At 71.9% G+C, this 16401-nt stretch carries 13 protein-coding genes; 5 read left to right on the top strand and 8 right to left on the bottom strand.

Translation table 11 applies throughout. The annotated features are described in order from the left end of the window. The first annotated feature begins 86 nt into the window (after positions 1-86). A complete protein-coding gene (locus HH310_RS25825) occupies positions 87-1871 on the top strand; it encodes a serine/threonine-protein kinase (protein WP_169178237.1) in 1785 nt (594 codons plus the stop codon). Here HH310_RS25825 and HH310_RS25820 read toward each other — a convergent pair whose 3' ends face one another. Beyond that, the gene (locus HH310_RS25820; RefSeq protein WP_248294411.1) at positions 1872-3230 is read right to left on the bottom strand and encodes a M1 family metallopeptidase; all 1359 of its coding nucleotides are present in this window, start codon (positions 3228-3230) and stop codon (positions 1872-1874) included. Continuing rightward, positions 3197-6964, bottom strand: a complete 3768-nt coding sequence (locus HH310_RS25815) for a Pls/PosA family non-ribosomal peptide synthetase (protein ID WP_169178311.1) — start codon at positions 6962-6964, stop codon at positions 3197-3199. The genes HH310_RS25820 and HH310_RS25815 overlap by 34 nt, the downstream gene beginning before the upstream one ends. Positions 6965-7892: 928 nt before the next feature. Here HH310_RS25815 and HH310_RS25810 point away from each other — a divergent pair. Both HH310_RS25810 and HH310_RS25805 read left to right on the top strand, forming a co-directional pair. Beyond that, positions 7893-8966, top strand: a complete 1074-nt coding sequence (locus HH310_RS25810) for a histidinol-phosphate transaminase (RefSeq protein WP_169178236.1) — start codon at positions 7893-7895, stop codon at positions 8964-8966. 134 nt (positions 8967-9100) lie between these two features. Beyond that, a complete protein-coding gene (locus tag HH310_RS25805; RefSeq protein ID WP_169178235.1) occupies positions 9101-10600 on the top strand; it encodes an alkaline phosphatase PhoX in 1500 nt (499 codons plus the stop codon). Positions 10601-10648: 48 nt separating this feature from the next. On the opposite strand, the gene HH310_RS25800 is transcribed toward HH310_RS25805, so the two are convergent. From HH310_RS25800 to HH310_RS25775, 6 genes are all read right to left on the bottom strand, one after another. Beyond that, a complete protein-coding gene (locus tag HH310_RS25800; protein WP_211192635.1) occupies positions 10649-10849 on the bottom strand; it encodes a ferredoxin in 201 nt (66 codons plus the stop codon). Then, the gene (locus HH310_RS25795; RefSeq protein ID WP_169178233.1) at positions 10846-11991 is read right to left on the bottom strand and encodes an NADH-ubiquinone oxidoreductase-F iron-sulfur binding region domain-containing protein; all 1146 of its coding nucleotides are present in this window, start codon (positions 11989-11991) and stop codon (positions 10846-10848) included. Before HH310_RS25795 ends, HH310_RS25800 begins: the two co-directional genes overlap by 4 nt. Then, positions 11988-12560 (bottom strand): ferric reductase-like transmembrane domain-containing protein, encoded by a 573-nt coding sequence (locus HH310_RS25790; RefSeq protein WP_169178232.1) that lies wholly within the window; start codon positions 12558-12560, stop codon positions 11988-11990. Before HH310_RS25790 ends, HH310_RS25795 begins: the two co-directional genes overlap by 4 nt. Then, on the bottom strand, positions 12557-13441 hold the full coding sequence (locus HH310_RS25785) for an FAD:protein FMN transferase (RefSeq protein WP_169178231.1): 885 nt from the start codon (positions 13439-13441) through the stop codon (positions 12557-12559). The genes HH310_RS25790 and HH310_RS25785 overlap by 4 nt, the downstream gene beginning before the upstream one ends. 1 nt (position 13442) lies before the next feature. Then, positions 13443-13658: a hypothetical protein gene (locus HH310_RS25780; RefSeq protein WP_169178230.1), complete on the bottom strand. Its 216-nt coding sequence runs from the start codon at positions 13656-13658 to the stop codon at positions 13443-13445. A gap of 88 nt (positions 13659-13746) precedes the next feature. Continuing rightward, positions 13747-14142, bottom strand: a complete 396-nt coding sequence (locus HH310_RS25775; protein WP_169178229.1) for a VOC family protein — start codon at positions 14140-14142, stop codon at positions 13747-13749. Between the two features lie 310 nt (positions 14143-14452). On the opposite strand from HH310_RS25775, the gene HH310_RS25770 reads away from it, so the two are divergent. Then, positions 14453-15136 (top strand): hypothetical protein, encoded by a 684-nt coding sequence (locus tag HH310_RS25770; RefSeq protein ID WP_169178228.1) that lies wholly within the window; start codon positions 14453-14455, stop codon positions 15134-15136. 71 nt (positions 15137-15207) lie between these two features. Then, positions 15208-16377 (top strand): glycosyltransferase, encoded by a 1170-nt coding sequence (locus HH310_RS25765; protein WP_169178227.1) that lies wholly within the window; start codon positions 15208-15210, stop codon positions 16375-16377. Positions 16378-16401 lie beyond the last annotated feature (24 nt).

Here is a 16401-nt window from a genome sequence, read left to right as displayed (position 1 = left end):
GAATTTCCGGCCGTGGCGAGCGTTTGACCAAGAGATGGCTAGATCTCGGCGTTCTCCCGTCCGCTTTTGTCCGGTACTGTGGCGATATGTCCGATAAACCACGGGAGCTCCTGGCGGGCCGCTACCGGCTGGGACGTCCGCTCGGCGAAGGCGCCATGGGGCGCGTCTGGGAGGCCCGGGACGAGCTTCTCGGGCGCGCCGTCGCGATCAAGGAGATCGCCCCCAACGGCCTGACCACTGTGGTGCTCGGCGACCTGCGGCGCCGGGCGATCCGGGAGGCCCGCGCGATCGCGCAGGTCAGCCACCCGAACGTGGTGCGCGTCTTCGACGTGGTCACCGAGGACGACGTGCCGTGGATCGTGATGGAGCTGGTCCGGTCGCGGTCGTTGTTCACGGTGGTCAGCGAGGAAGGGCCGATCGATCCGCGGCGGGCCGCCGGGCTCGGCCTGCAGGTGCTCGCCGGGCTGCGGGCCGCGCACGAGGCGGGCATCCTGCACCGCGACGTGAAACCCGCGAACGTTCTGGTCACCGCCGACGGGCGGGCCGTGCTCACCGACTTCGGGCTGGCCGCGCTGGCCGGCGACGCGACGATGACCAGCACCGGCGTGGTGATCGGGTCGCCGTCCTATCTGGCCCCGGAACTGGCCCAGGACGAACCTGCCGGGCCCGCCTCCGACCTGTGGTCACTGGGGGCGACCCTGTTCGCCGTGGTGGAGGGCCGCCCGCCGTACTCGAAATCCTCGCCGATGGCCACGCTCGCCGCGCTGATGGTGGATCCGGCGCCGGTGCCGCGCCGCGCCGGTGTGCTGACGCCGGCCCTGCGGGCGCTGCTGACGAAGGACCCGCAGGAGCGGGCCGGCGGCGACGAGGCGGAGAAGCTGCTGCGGGACGCGGCGGACGGGGTGACGCAGCCGGGGCCCCGGGTGGCTTCCGGTGCCCAGCCCTCGCCCGCCGGTGCCCGGCCGCACACCGTCGGGCCCCCGGAATCGACCGCGTCGCGCTCACGTAAGCGGGCACTGCTCCTGGCGGCCGGTGTCGCGGTCATCGCCGCGATAGCCGCCGCGGCCGTCGTGGTCACTCGTCAGGGCTCGCCGGACACGGTCGTGGTGGAGGCGCTGTCGAGCGCCCCGGAAAATGCGATAAATTCGGTTAAATCCCCTGTCGCCGGGCAGACGCCCAGCGCCAAACCGTCGGTGTCCGCCCCGGCCAGCATCCGTCCCCCCAGCCAGGCGGCTTCGAACCCCGCCGCCACCACGACGACGCGGCCCCCGGTGACCAAGGCGCCCCCGGTGGTGAAACCGTCCACGCACACCCTCGCCGCCGCCTTCAACAACGTGGCGATCACCAGCGACTCGCAGACCACCGCGGGCAACTTCGACGGCGGCGGCGCGACCTATTCGGCGCAGGCGTTCGCCTCGGCCGGCGCGACGCCCGGGACCACGGTGACGGTCGGCGGTGTCGGACTGAAGTGGCCGGCCGGCGCCGGGACCGGGCGTAAGGACAACGTCATCGCGGCCGGTCAGACGGTCGGGGTGCCGGGCTCGGGGCGGCGGCTGGCCTTCCTGGTGGCGGCATCCTACGGCGCGGCGGCGGGCAGCGGCCGGATCACCTACACCGACGGCACCACGCAGGCGTACACGCTCTCGGCACCCGACTGGGACGACACCGAGAACGCGGCGGTCGCGGTCATCGCGCCCTACCAGAACCGGTCCGGCGACGGGCGTTACGAGCAGCCGGCCGCGGTCTTCGGCGTCTCGGTCGCGCTCACCGCGGGCAAAACCGTTGCCTCCGTACGCCTCCCCTCCGCCGGCGCCGTGCCGGTGCAGGAGGGGACGACGACCATGCACATCTTCGCGGCCGGGGTCGGGTAGTCACCAGCCCGTACGCGGCAGCGCGGGCAGCGCCGGGTGGTCCAGCCACGCCGTGAACAGGTCGTCCAGCGGCTCCGCGGCGAACCGGCGGGCGTGCTCGCGGAACTGCTCGGTGGTCACCGTCCGGTACCGGTGCTCGGCGACCCACGAGCGGAGCAGGGCGAAGAACGACTCCTCGCCGATCCGGGCGCGCAACGCGTGCAGGGTGAGCGCACCGCGTTTGTAGACCGCCGGGTCGAACATCCGGCCCACGCCCGGGTTCGCGACGACCAGGAAGGCCGGCTGGTCCCGGAGCCAGGCATGCCATTCGGCCGCGTGGGTATCCGCCGACTTGCCACCGGAGACGGCCGACCACAGCCATTCGGCGTACGTGGCGAATCCCTCGTTGAGCCAGATGTGGCGCCAGTCCGCGACCGTGAGGCTGTTGCCGAACCACTGGTGCGCGAGCTCGTGCGCGACCAGCCGCTCGTGGGTGCGCAGCCCGTCCAGGTGGTTGCGCCCGAAGACGGCCATGCCCTGCGCCTCGACCGGGTCGTCCAGGTCGTCGTCGGCGATCACCACGACGTACTCGCGGAACGGGTACGGCCCGAACAGACGCTGCAGGGCCGTCATGATCTGGTCGTGCCGGCCGAAGTCGTGCCGCAGGGTCTGCCGCAGCCGGGCCGGGACCGCGGCTCGCTGACCGGCGCCCAGCTCGACCATCGCGTACCGTCCGATCTGGACGCTCATCAGGTACGGCGAGGTCGGCTCGTTCCGCTCGTACACCCAGGTGCTGGTGCCCGCCCGCGGGCGGCGCGCGACCAGGTCGCCGGTGACCAGCACGGTGTACGGCGACGCGGCGGTGACCGCCACCAGGAAGGTCGCCTTGTCGTCCGGCCGGTCGTTGCACGGGAACCAGGACGGCGCCCCGTTCGGCTGGCTCGCCACGATCACGCCGTCGGTCAGCTCGTCCCAGCCGATCTCACCCCACCGTCCGGAGATGGGCACCGGCTTCCCGGCGTACCGGATCTCGATTTTGAAGGTGGCGCCGTAGCCGATCGAGCGCTCCGGTTTGATCCGGAGCTTGCCCCAGCGGTGGTCGAACTTCGCCGGCTGCCCGTCGACGCGCACCTGCTCGATCCGGAAGCGGCCGAGGTCGAGGCTGAACCGGGAGAGCCGCTGGAGTGCCCGCGCCGTGATGACGGCCTTGCCGGCGAGCCGGTTCGACTCGACCCGGACGTCGAGGTCCAGGTCGTAGTGCAGCACCCGATAGCCACCGTTACCGTGGTCGGGAATGTACGAATCGGACGAATGGTCGGCACCCGGTAACGCGTTACCGGCCGAGGTCATCGCCAGGCCGCGATCGGATTGCCCAGCCATTGACTGTCGTCGGGCACGGCGTCACCGCGGGTGACCAGCGAACCTGGTCCGACCGTGGTGCGCGCGCCGATGCTGGCGCCGGGCAGCACGATCCCGTGCGGGCCGAGCGTGGCGCCCGGACCCAACCTCACCTCGTCCATGCTCATGATCCGATCATGGAACAGGTGGGTCTGCACCACGCACCCCCGGTTGACTGTGGCGCCCGTCCCCAGGCGCACCAGATCGTACTCGGGGAGCCAGAACGTCTCCAGCCACACGCCCCGGCCGATCTTCGCGCCCAGTGTGCGCAGCCACACGGTCAGCAACGGCGTGCCGGTGGCGAAGCGGAGCAGCCACGGCGCGGCGAGCACCTCGACGAACGTGTCGGCGAGCTCGTTGCGCCAGACGAACGACGTCCACAGCGCCCGGTCGGCGACCCGGAACCGGCCCACCAGCAGCCACTTCACGGCTGTGGCGGTGAGCGCGGCGGCGATCGCGGCGGCCAGCACCACCGGACCGGCGGCCAGCGCGGCCACCCAGCCGCCGGCCGTGCGCCAGATCAGCGCCAGCGCGACGAGCACCAGGACCGCCAGCGCACCGGCCAGGACGACCGGGACGACCCGGCACAGTTCGATCGCGGCGCGGGCCAGCTTCAGCCGCAGCGGCGGGGCGAACGTGCGGCTGGTGTCGGCCGCCTCGACCGTACGGCGCAACGGCATCGGCGGGGCGCCGAGCCACGACGAGCCCTTCTTCGCCTTGCGCGGCGCGGACGACAGCACCCCGACCAGGCCGCGTTTGGGCACCGACCGGCCGGGCGCCGCCATCCCGGAGTTGCCGAGGAACGCCTGCTTGCCGATCCGCGCGGGAGCAACCCGCAGCCAGCCGTGACTGAGCTCGTAGGTGGCGACCATCGTGTCGTCGGCCAGGAACGCGCCGTCGTCCACCGTCGTCATCGCCGGCAGCGCGAGCACCGTGGACGCCTCCACCCCGCGTCCCACCTTGGCGCCGAGCAGGCGCAGCCAGACCGGCGTGAACAGGCTCGCGTACATCGGGAACAACGCGACCCGGGCCATCGCCATCAGCCGTTCGGTAGTCCACACCTGCCACGCGATCCGCCCGCGGACGGGGTGGAAACCTGCCCGCAGGCCGATGCTGAGCACCCGGACCGCCAGCAGAATCATGAGCGCGTACGAGACAAAGGCCACCGGCCCCGCGAACAGCACGGCACCGAGGGAGAGGCGATGGGCGAGCAGAGCGATCGCCGGCAGCGCGGCCAGCACCGGCACCAGCCCGAGCAGTTGCGCGGTAAAGCTGTAGAGGGCCACCCAGAGCCGGGAGCGGGTGGGACGTTCCACCGGCCAGCCCGCGGTGTCCTTGCCGGCGACGCGGACGGCCGGGGAACCGGCCCATCGCTGGTTCGCCGGCACCGCACCGGTCACGGTCGAGCCGGCCGAGATCTTCGCGCCCTTGCCGACCCGGGCGCCGGGCATGAGCGTGCTGCGGGCGCCGACCCGCGCGCCGGCGCCGACCCGCACCGCGCCGATCCGCACGACATCCCCGTCCACCCAGTAACCGGACAGGTCGACCTCGGGCTCGATCGCCGCGCCGCGACCAAGTTTGAGCAGGCCGGTGACCGGCGGCGCGGAGTGCAGGTCGACGTCCGGGGAGATCCGGGCGCCCAGCGCCTTGGCGTAGGTGATCATCCAGCCCGCCCCGGCGACACCGGTCGCGCCGGTCAGCTCGGCGAGCCGCTCGGCCGCCCACAGCCGCAGGTGCACGCTGCCGCCACGCGGGTGGTCGCCGGGGCGTACGCCGCGCAGCAGCAGCCGGGCGCCGCCGGCCGCGATGGCGATCCGGCCGGCCGGGCTGGACAGCAGCACCCAGCTCGCCGCGATCCACCACCAGGAGACGTGCGGCACCGACGGCACGGCGAGAAGGTTGCCGAGCGCCGCGAGGACGGTGAGCCAGCGCAGTCCGACGAGCACGAGCATCGGCAGCATCAGCAGCGCCTGGATCAGCCCCGCACGACGCGGGACGGGCCGCACGTCGCGGCGGACCGTCGCCTCGGTGCCGAGCCCCTCGACCACGGTGGCCATCTGCGACAGTCGCGGGTTCTGATAGACGTCAGCGACCGACACCCGGGGGTAGCTCCGGCGGATCCACGCGACGAGCTGCGCCGCGTTGAGGCTGCTGCCGCCGCTGGAGAAGAAGTCGGCGCCCGGCTCGGCGGGGCGTACGCCGAGGATCTCCTCCCAGCCGCCGGCCAGCCATTCCTCCCCCGCGGTCAGCTCGGCCTGCGCGACGCCGGCGGTGACCAGCGGCCAGGGCAGTGCCGCGCGATCAACCTTTCCCGAGGTACGCGTCGGCAGCTCCGCCACCACGGCCAGCAGCGGCACGAGCGCGGCCGGGAGCTGCTCGCGGATCCGCAGCGACGCGGCCGCGGTGTCGAAGCCGTCGCGCGCCACGACGTAACCGACCAGCAGCTGGTTGCCCGCGACGGTCCGTTTCACCGCGGCGGCGGCACCGGCCACCCCGGGCAGCGCCTGCAGCGCGGCGTCGACCTCACCCAGTTCGATCCGGCGGCCGCCGAGCTTGACCTGCTCGTCACCGCGGCCGAGGAACAACAGTCCGGCCGGCTCGGCGCGCACGATGTCGCCGCTGCGGTACGCCCGCCGCCAGTCCAGCGCGGGCAGCGGCGCGAACTTCTCGGCGTCCTTCGCGGCGTCCAGGTAGCGGGCCAGGCCGACCCCGCCGATGACCAGCTCACCGGTCTCGCCCATCGCAACCGGCGCGCCGGCGGCATCGACCACGGCCAGCTCCCAACCGGCCAGCGGCAGCCCGATGCGCACCGGTCCCTCGCCGGTCAGCCGCGCGGCGCAGGCGACGACGGTGGCCTCGGTCGGGCCGTACGTGTTCCAGACCTCGCGCCCCTCGACGGCCAGCCGCTCGGCCAGCTCGGGCGGGCACGCCTCGCCGCCGAAGATCAGCAGCCGGACGTCCTCGAGCGCCTCGACCGGCCACAACGCGGCCAGCGTGGGCACGGTGGAGACGACGGTGATGCGCTGCTCGGCCAGCCACGGGCCCAGGTCGACGCCGCTGCGGACCAGGGAGCGCGCGGCGGGCACCAGGCAGGCGCCGTTGCGCCAGGCGAGCCACATCTCCTCGCAGGACGCGTCGAAGGCCACCGACAGCCCCGCGAGGACCCGGTCGTGCGGGCCGATCGCCTCGTCGTCGGCCAGGAAGAGCTGCGCCTCGGCGTCGACGAAGGCGGCGGCGGCACCGTGCGAGACGGCGACACCCTTCGGGGTGCCGGTGGAACCCGAGGTGAAGATGATCCAGGCGTCGTCGGAGGGTCCGGGCCGTCCTGGGCGCCCCCCGGGGGTACGGCGCATCGACACGGTGAGGTTGTCGCCGAGGACGGCACAGACGGCGGCCTCGGCGAAGACGAGCTCGGCGCGTTCCTCCGGGTCGTCGGCGTCGACCGGGACGTAGGCGGCGCCGGCCGCTAGGACGCCGAGGATCGCGAGGTAGAGGTCGGCGGTGCCGGAGGAGACGCGGATGCCGACGCGGTCGCCGACGCCGATGCCGTGGGCGGCGAGGGTCGATCGGAGGTCGTCGATGCGGTCGGCTAGGTCGCGGTAGGTCAGGGGGGTGCCGGCGGTGTCGATCGCGTGCGCGGTGGGGTGGGCCTCGATCGTGGCGTCGAGGACGTCGACCAGGGTGCGGCGGATCGGGACCGAGCGGGAGCGGAAGATCGCGGGGGTTTCCGGGGCGTCCGTGGCGTTCGCTGCGTCCGGCGCTTCCGGGGCGCCCGAACCGCCTGGGCCGCCTGGGGCCGCCGGGGCTTCGGGTGCGAAGGTGATCGCGGGCAGGTCGATAATTCGCGGATCAGTCGTCGCGGTCACCGGGCGTACTCCATCTCCAAAGGTCGGCCAGGCGTGCGGCGCTGAAGCCGCCCGGGGCAGCATTAAAGGCTACGGGCGGGAAACGCAAAATGACGGCAAGGTGTCGAATTCGTGTCGGGAGCCACACCCAGTCATCCCGTCCGTGCCGCTATTTCGCAATATTTCGGCGGCGCGGGCGCCGGCGCGGGCGCCGCGCTCCCGCCGCCCGCTCCCGGGTGCCTGCCTTCTGTTGCGCTTCGTGGATGGGCGCGCTTGGCAGCCATGCGGGCGGCGCGTCTGGTCACGCTTGCCTGCCGCCCGTCGCGGCGGCCAGCACTCACCGCCCGGCACGCGCAAACCACGCGCCGCGCCCTTGAGAGCGCCCCGTTCGTCACTCTTGACCCCATTTGGCGCCTCCTCGCCGAGGCGCTTTCCGGCGCTTTTTGTAACCTTGGAGAGTTAAGGCTCGTATGTGGGCGTAACTCTCCAAGGTCTCGAAGACGCGCAAGAAACCGGCGTCACAAAGCAGGCCAATCTTGGCAAATACACCGTCCTGTTTGGATGGTCGCTCACGATGCGGATAGGCATGGCCAAATAGTGAGAACGTGGCTGTCCCGAGCGGCAAGGGGCGCACTCCGCGGTCACGCCCGAGCGTGATCCGGTGGGCGTGCTGCACCGCCGCAACTGCGTCAACATCGTCGACCATGTCAATTAACTGTCATTCCCGCGTGCACCTGTCGGCCGGCATTCCGGATCGCGAGCTATAACGGAGCCGCCTCGGCACGAACGAGAATCAGGAATGGCGATGATTGACGATCTCCCGATCCGCGACGACCTCAAAGGCCAATCCCCGTACGGTGCCCCGCAGATCGACGTACCGGTGCGGTTGAACACCAACGAGAACTCGTACGCCCTGCCGGACGCGGTCGTCGAGGCCGTCGCCGAAGCCGTGCGGGCCGAGATGCGCGACCTCAACCGCTACCCGGATCGTGACGCGGTGGGCCTGCGCACCGATCTGGCGCGCTACCTCGGTCACGGCGTGACCGCGGCGAACGTGTGGGCGGCCAACGGCTCCAACGAGATCCAGCAACAACTCCTGCAGACGTTTGGCGGGCCGGGGCGTACGGCACTCGGGTTCGGTCCGTCGTATTCGATGTACCCGCTGCTGGCCCGGGGCACCGGCACCCGCTGGATCGGCGCCCACCGCAACCCCGATTTCGGCCTGACCCCCGACGTGGCGGTGGCGCAGCTCAAGGAACACCGCCCGGATGTCGTGTTTCTGTGTTCGCCGAACAATCCGACCGGGACCGCGCTCGACCCGGCGGTGATCGACGCGGTTCTGGGCGAGACGAAAGGGATGGTGCTCGTCGACGAGGCGTATTTTGAGTTCGCTCGGTCCGGCACGAAAAGTGCGCTCACGCTCCTGCCCCATCACCGCAATCTCGTGGTGACCCGCACGATGAGCAAGGCGTTCGGTTTCGCCGGCGGCCGGCTGGGCTATTTCGCCGCCGATCCCGACGTGGTCGGCGCCGTGCAACTCGTCCGGCTGCCGTACCACCTGAGCAGCCTCACCCAGGCCGCCGCCCGCGCGGCCCTGGGGCAGGCTCCCGCGTTGCTGGCCACGGTGGACGCGATCAAACAGCAGCGAGACCGGATCGTCGCCACGCTTCGTGAGCGCGGCACCAAGGTGGCCGACAGCGACGCCAACTTCGTGCTGTTCGAGGTCGGCGGCGACCAGAAACGGGTGTGGCAGCGGATGCTCGACCGAGGCGTACTCATCCGCGACGTCGGCCTCGACGCGTGGCTGCGAGTCACCGCGGGAACGGCCACGGAAACCGACGCGTTCCTGGCGGCCATCACCAACCGTCAATAGTGGACGGCGAAAGCGAACGTAACCTCCCTGCCACGGTATGTTCACCGTACGTCTCCGTACCCGTCGTGGCAGGCTCCGACGCTGCCTGGGGACTCATCTATTTAGATCTAGCTAATTCCTGGGAGCGTGCTCGCATGACTGTAAGTCGTCGCCAGGTACTCACCGGTGGGACCGCGGCCGGTGTCGGTCTCACCGTGGCGGGGGTGCTGCCGAGCCTCGCCGAGCCGGCCGCCGCCTCGTCCGGCCACCACGGACACTCGTCGTCGGAAAGCCGCCCGTTTCCGCCGTTACGGGACGACCCGAACGGCATCCTCGCGTTACCGGCCGGTTTCTCGTACCGGATCGTCACCCGTGAGGGTTCGACGGACATGTCGTTCGGTCAGGGCAAGACGCCCGCCTTCCACGACGGCACCGGCGTGGTGGACGCCGACCACGACAAGCTGACCATCATCCAGAACCACGAGATGACGCCGCACATGTCGGCCTTCGGCGTCCCGCACATCGCCGGCACGGTCTACGACCCGGGTGCGCCGAACGCCGGCGGCTGCACGGTGATCGTCACCGACCGCAACGGCCGGACCAAGAGCGAATGGGTCGGGATCTCCGGCACCGTGCGGAACTGCGCGGGCGGCGTCACCCCGTGGGGCACCTGGCTCACCTGCGAGGAAACCTTCATCAACGCGGGCACCGCCTGGACCGCCGGCGGGCAGTCCGGCGTCTACCAGAAGGACCACGGCTACGTCTTCGAGGTCACGCGGAGCGAGTCGAAGCGTCAGGTGCCCAAGCCGATCAAGGCGTTCGGCCGGTACGAGCACGAGGCGCTCGCGGTGGAGCCGGACCTCAAGCGCGTGTACCTCTCCGAGGACGCCAGCGGCCCGAACGGCCTGTTCTACCGGTGGTCGGCCCCCAGCGGCCGGCGGCTGGGCCCGGGCCTGGCGAGCTCGCTGAGCGACACCGCCGGCACGCTCGAGGCGATGCAGATCCGGCTGGACGACGGCAGCATCCTGCCGGACGTGGCGTATCTGACCTCGGCGCAGCTGGGCCGCCCGTTCAAGGTGACCTGGATCGAGGTGCCGGACCGGGACGCCCGGACGCAGCCGACCCGCGCCCAGTTCGCCGACGGCACCGTCACCCGCGGCAAGAAGTTCGAGGGCGTCTGGAGCACCAGCAAGGGCGCGTACATCGTGAACAGCTTCGCGTTCGGTGCCAGCGACCTGCCCGCGGACGCCACCAAACACGACGGCATGGTCTGGTTCTACGACTACGCGGACCAGACGATCACGCTGGTCACCTACTTCCCGCACAACCCGGCCGCGGAGAGCGAGGGCGCCGCGCCGAAGTACGCCGACCTCACCTTCGACGGCCCGGACAACGTGACCGTCACGCCGTGGGGCACGCTCGTGCTCGCCGAGGACGGGGTGCGCGCCTCGCACGTGCTCAGCTCGGTGCCGGGCGGACCGACGTACGCGATCGCCCGCAACATGATCAGCAACGGCACGTCGAACGGCTCGCCGACCTACTCCGAGTTCACCGGCCCGACGTTCTCGCCGGACGGCAAGATCCTCTTCGTCAACATCCAGGTTCCCGGCATCACCCTCGCGATCACCGGCCCGTGGGAGAAGTACCTGGGCTGATCGGCACGCGGACCCCTGGCCGAATCCCCGGCCAGGGGTCCGGCCAGGCTATGAGCCGGGAGCCAGGTGGAACGCCAGCTTGGGGCAGCGGTCGACGGCGCGGCGGGCCGCGCGCGTCAGTTCCTCCGGTACGCCGGACGAGCCGCGCGCCATCGGAAAGCCCCACTCGTCGGACTCCAGCAGCTCGGGCAGCAGTTCGGCGCACAGGCCGCGTCCGTCGCAGGCGGTCCGGTCGATGTGCAGTCTCATCGCGCCACGCATTCGCCCTTGAGGTGTGCGGTCACGTCCTCGTGGAACATCCGCATCGCGCTGCCGATCAGCCGCGCTGTCGCGTCCGGATGATGGCACGCGCCGCGGCCCGTCACGAGCCCGCGCAGCCTGTCCACCTCGCTCGTCATGCCCAGCCAGATGCGGTGATGGGCCAGGTCGGACAGCGCCGACGCCATTCGCGGCAGCCCGTTCAGACACGGCCCGCACTGACCGGACACCTGCCCGGCGAGGTACTCCACGATCCGGGCGGTCTCGCGCAGCCCGCACGACGACGCCGGCAGCGCGGTCACGACGCCCGCGCCCGGGGTCGCACCGTAGGAGTCCAGCCCGGCCCGGCTGACCGGCAGCTCCGGATCGGCCGGCACCCAGCCGCCGTGGTAGCCGCCGACCAGCACCGCCGACAACGGTCCGGACGGTCCGCCGGCTGCCGCGAGCAGCTCCCCCAGCGGCACCCCGTACCCGGCCTCGACGACCTGGGGGTTGACGACCGCACCACCGACGGTGGCGAGGAACGTCCCCGGCTCGTCCTGCGTCCCGCGCGTGCGGAACCACTCGGCGCCGTGCCGTGCGACCAGGGCCAGGTGCGCGAGCGTCTCCACGTTCTGGACCAGCGTCGGCATCTCACGCTTGGCCAGCCGCACCATCTTGTCGGCCGGGATCGCCCCGCCGCCCACCACGGCCGCCGCGGCCGCGGACGCCTCCCCCGCGACGAAAGTCGACGGCGCGGGCGCCAGCCGGACCGAGACGGCCTCGCGACGACGGTCCCACAGCGCCCGCCGCACCGGTTCGAGCGCGGCGGGCGGGGCGTACAGGAAAAGGGCCGAGGCGTGGCATGCCCGGGCGACCAGCTGGAGGCCGTCGAGAACTAGATGCGGCTGGTGGGTCAGCAGGTAGCGGTCCTTCTCGCTACCCGGCTCGCCCTCGGCGCCGTTCGCGATCACCATGGCCGGCCGTCCGGTCGCGGCCACCGCCGCCAGCTTGCGCCCCACCGGGAAACCGGCGCCGCCGCGTCCGGTCAGACCGGCCTGGCGGGCCAGGTCGATCACCTGCTTCGGATCCAGTTTGGGCACGTACGCCTCGACGGGCTCGCCGAGCAGGCGAGGTTCCGCGACGGTGGTCATCGGACCTCCTCGAACGGCCGCACGGCTACCCGGCGACGCGGTGGGTCGAAACGCGGGCTGACGCGCCAGAAGACGGCCGCGGCCACGGCGGCCAGGCAGATCATCGTGATGGCCCACAGCCACCAGGTGTTGTTGTCGGAGCCGGTGCCCAGGCCGTGCGCGAGCGCGACCGGCCAGCACAGGTAGGCCAGCCAGTGCACGGCCCGCCAGCCGCGGGCGCCCAGCCGATGCCGGAACAGGGTGGTCAGCAGGATCGCGGCCATCAGTTCCATGCCGAGCGTGCCGAGGCCCTGCCAGAACGGGCGGTAGGTGCTGGAGAACGGGAAGATGGCGTCGAAGATCGTGATCGGGGCCAGCGGGTCGATGAGCAGGCTGATGATGTGCGCGGCCAGGAACACGATCGCGGTCAGCGCGGCGTTGCGGTGCAGCAGGTTGACCGCGAAGCGGGGCAGGTCGAACGGCGTCCGGCCGGAGCGTGCGCCGATGCCGAGCGCGACCACCACGGTCAGCAGCACCAGCGAGATGACGCCGCTGCCGCGACCCACGAACCAGAGCGCGTCGGAGGTCATGCCGGCCAGCCGCCCAGCCTGAGGACCGCGCGGTCGCGGGTCACCAGACGGCTCGGCACCCCGGCGAGCAGCCGGGTCGCGCCCTCGCCGCGCACGATCGCGGCGGTGCTCAATGTGTTGGCAAGCAAACAGGTGGGCGCGACCACGGACACGGTCCGCCACCCGGTCGCCGCCGGGTGCCCGGTGCGCGGGTCGAGGATGTGGTGCAGGTCGCCCCACGCGCGGGAGACGGTGCTGGAGGTGGCGAGCGCGGCGCCGGCCGGAATCGCGACCGTGCACCGCGGATCGCCGGGCCGGTCCTGCACCAGCACCCGCCACCCGCCGGCCGGGGCCGGGCCCGCGGTGGCGATGTCCCCGCCGAGCGCGACCAGCACGCCGGTGCCGAGCCGGTCCGCGACGAGGGCCGCGGCCCGGTCCGCGGCCACGGCCTTGGCGGTCGCGCCGAGATCCAGCCGGACGCCGTCGGGCACGGTCAGCTCGTTGCCGTCCAGGTGCACGTCGCGCCAGTCGGCGCTGGGGAAGACCCGTATCTTTCGCTCCCGGACGGCGGCGAAGTCGCGGTCGTAGCCGAGTGCGCTCATCGCGTTACCCACGGTGGGGCTGACGTCGCCGTCGGTCTGCCCGGCCGCCCGGAGCGCGGCCTCGAGGAGCGTCGCCAGCAGCGGGCTGACCCGCGCCCGGCCCGCCCGGCACGCCCGGCTCAGCTCGGAGTCGTCCCGGAAGCGGCTGCACGCCGCGTCGACCGCGTCGAGTTCGGCCCGGACCAGCGCGGCGGCGGGCGCCACCAGGGCCGGGTCGGTCAGCACGATCCGGGCCGTGGTGCCCCAGACCGTCCACTGCGCCGTGTCCGCGCCCACCGGCAGCGTCTCGACCAGCGGCATCTCAGGACCCCGCGGAGGTGGCCTGGGCGTCACCGTCCGTACCGGACACCGTCGGGAAGCCCTGCGAGGTGGCCGAACCCGATGACGCAGCCGACCCGGAATCTGGTGGATTCGACGCGTACGCCGCATATCCGACGCCGACCGCACCGCCCACGCTGGCCACGACCAGGGCGCCGGTGAGCAGTGCCGTCCGGCGTAGACCGGTGTCCCTCTCCATCCGCCACCCCTTCCTTGATGCTTCAACGAAGCTACTCGGCACCTCGGGCGGCCGTTCAAGGGGTGGACTGTGACGCTGACCGCTCAGGTCAGCCCTTGGGCATGCCGTCGTCGACGCACATGATGTTGCCTTCGCTGTCCTTGAACCACGCCGCCTTGCCGAGCCCCGGAATGGTCGCGACCGGTCCACTCCACTCGACGCCCGGCATATCCGGATAAATCTCGAAGTCGACCCCTTTGGCGGTCAGCTCCCGGACCTCCTGGTCCACGTCGTCGACGTGCCACTGAGCGATGGTGTGCCCGGCCTGCCCGGCATATTCCGTCCGATAGACATTGAAGAACGTCCCACCGGCCGTGCGATACCGCAGGGCCTCCCCACCGAATTCCTCCACCGGCATCAGGCCGAACGTATCGGCGTAATACTGCCGGGCCCGGTCCAGATCGGCGGCCGGGATGTTCGCTTCCACTGCGCTGTGGTCCAGCATGACCCCTCCCGATGCGGGATGCGTTTCCCGGAGCCTACGCCTTGACCTGCAGATCCTTACCCTGTACGCCGCGCCCTCGCGCCCAGGAGCACCAAGACCGCCCCGGTGTTCGCGCCCGGCCAGGCGCGCCCCCCGGGCCATACCCAGCCGCCGGGCGACGAGACCCGTCGCGCTCACCCCCGCGCGTCGGACGAGTGGCCGAACGCAGGAGAAAGTCCTCAGGATCGCGCGTGCTCCGCCGATAGCCTCGCCCGTGACCCGGCCACCACGACACTCCTCCCGCTGGATAGCCCTCGGTTTGATCGCCGCCATGGTGTCGACCCGCCGCAAGCGCAATCACGACCCGCAAACCCCCGGCGGCACGGCGCAAACCCCCGGCGGCCGGACCGCTCGACCCGGCCGCCCTCGCTGGGTGGCCATCGTCGCGGTGGCCGTCGTCGCCGCCGGCGTCGGAGCTCTCGCCGCGCGCGTAACCCAGCCCGGCGGCAACGTCTCGGATCCAGCGGCGGCCCCGGCGGCGGCGAGCGCGAGCTGGACCCCGCCGCCGCGGCCCTCCAGCCCCGCACCCGTCCCGGCCGGCGGCGTCGTCCCGCGCAACGGCTCGGTCACCATGCAAGGCGACAACGGCGAGCGAATGCTGATATCGATCGTCCGGGTCGAGGATCCGGAACTGTCGAGTTTTCCGGAATTGAAGCCCGCCACCGGCGACCGATTGGTGTCGGTCACCGTCAACGCGCACAACACCGGCACCGTCCCGTTCATCGCACAATTGCAGAAATACGCATGGATCAGCGACGAGCGAAACCATTGGTATCAGCGCGACACCACCATGACCACCGCCATGGCCGCGTTCCCGGACGCCCTGGTCGAACCCGACTGGGAATTCGCCCGGACCATCGTCTTCGAGGTGCCACGGGACGCCGAGCTGACCCGGCTGCGCCTCACCCTGCAACCCGGCGTCGCCGCCCGGACCGCCGAGTGGACGCTGACCTGAGCCGTGGCCGGGCACCCGCACCCCTCCGCTAGGCTGGCGCCCTCCCCCTATCCCTCTCACCTGAGCGTGGCATGTCTCTTTACAGCGCTGAACATCTCCGCCGGCTCCGCCTGATCGTCACCGGCGGCGGCACCGGTGGTCACACCTACCCCGCCCTGACGACCCTCGAGACGTTGAAGACCAAGCTCGCCCCCACCGGGGTGGCGCCGGAGATCCTCTGGGTCGGCGTCCGGGACGGGCTGGAGGCGAAGGTCGCCGCCCGGTCGGGAGTGCCGTTCAAGTCGGTCGTCACCGGTAAGCTCCGCCGCTCGCCGAACCCGAGCGAGCTGCTCCGCAACGTCGTCGACGCGTTCCGGATCCCGATCGGCATCCTGCAGGCGGTGGCCACGGTCGCCCGCATCCGGCCGTCGGTGGTGCTGTCGACCGGCGGATACGTCTCGGTGCCGATCGGTCTGGCCGCCCGGCTCTTCGGCGTCCCGTACGTGCTGCACGAGCAGACGCTCAGCCTCGGCCTGGCCAACCGCATCCTGGCCCGGGTCGCGACCCGGGTGCTGCTCAGCCACCCGTCGTCGCTGCAGCACCTGCCCGAGCGGCTGCGCGCCAAGGCGGTGGTGACCGGCAACCCGATCCGCGCCGAGATCCTGGCCGGGAATCCGGCGGCCGGCCTGTCGTTCTTCGGTCTCGACCCGTCGGTGCCGCTGGTGCTGGTGACCGGCGGCGCGGGCGGCGCGCGGCAGATCAACCGGATGCTGACCGCGGTGCTGCCCGACGTGCTGTCCCGGTGCCAGGTGGTGCATCAGTGCGGCGGCATGGACATCGACGAGATGCGCGAGGTCGCCGCGCGGCTGCCCGGCCAGTTCGCCGCGCGCTACCGGGTGGTCGACTTCCTGCACCAGGAGCTGCCCGACCTGCTCGCGGCCGCCGACGTGGTGGTCGGCCGCAGCGGCGCCGGCACCGTCGCCGAGCTCACCGCGCTGGGCAAGGCCTGCATCCTCATCCCGTATCCGGTGTCGGCCGGCGACGAACAGCGGATCACCGCGCGCACCCTCGCGGCCGACGGCGCCGCGGTGATGCTGGACCAGGAGACGGCGACGCCGGAGAACCTCCGGCACAGCATCGAGATGTTGCTGGCCGACCCGCAGCGGCGGCAGGCGATGGCCGCGGCAGCGGCCCGGCACGGCCGTCCGGACGCCGCCGACCGGGTCGTCGCCGAAATTCTGGCGGTTACCGCCGGCGGATAAATTTCCGCGCGAAGCAATCAGTCG

It is taken from the genome of Actinoplanes sp. TBRC 11911, assembly GCF_012933445.1.
GTDB lineage: Bacteria > Actinomycetota > Actinomycetes > Mycobacteriales > Micromonosporaceae > Actinoplanes.
Note: the sequence above shows the minus strand (reverse complement) of the source record. Positions and strands in the feature narration are given on the sequence as shown.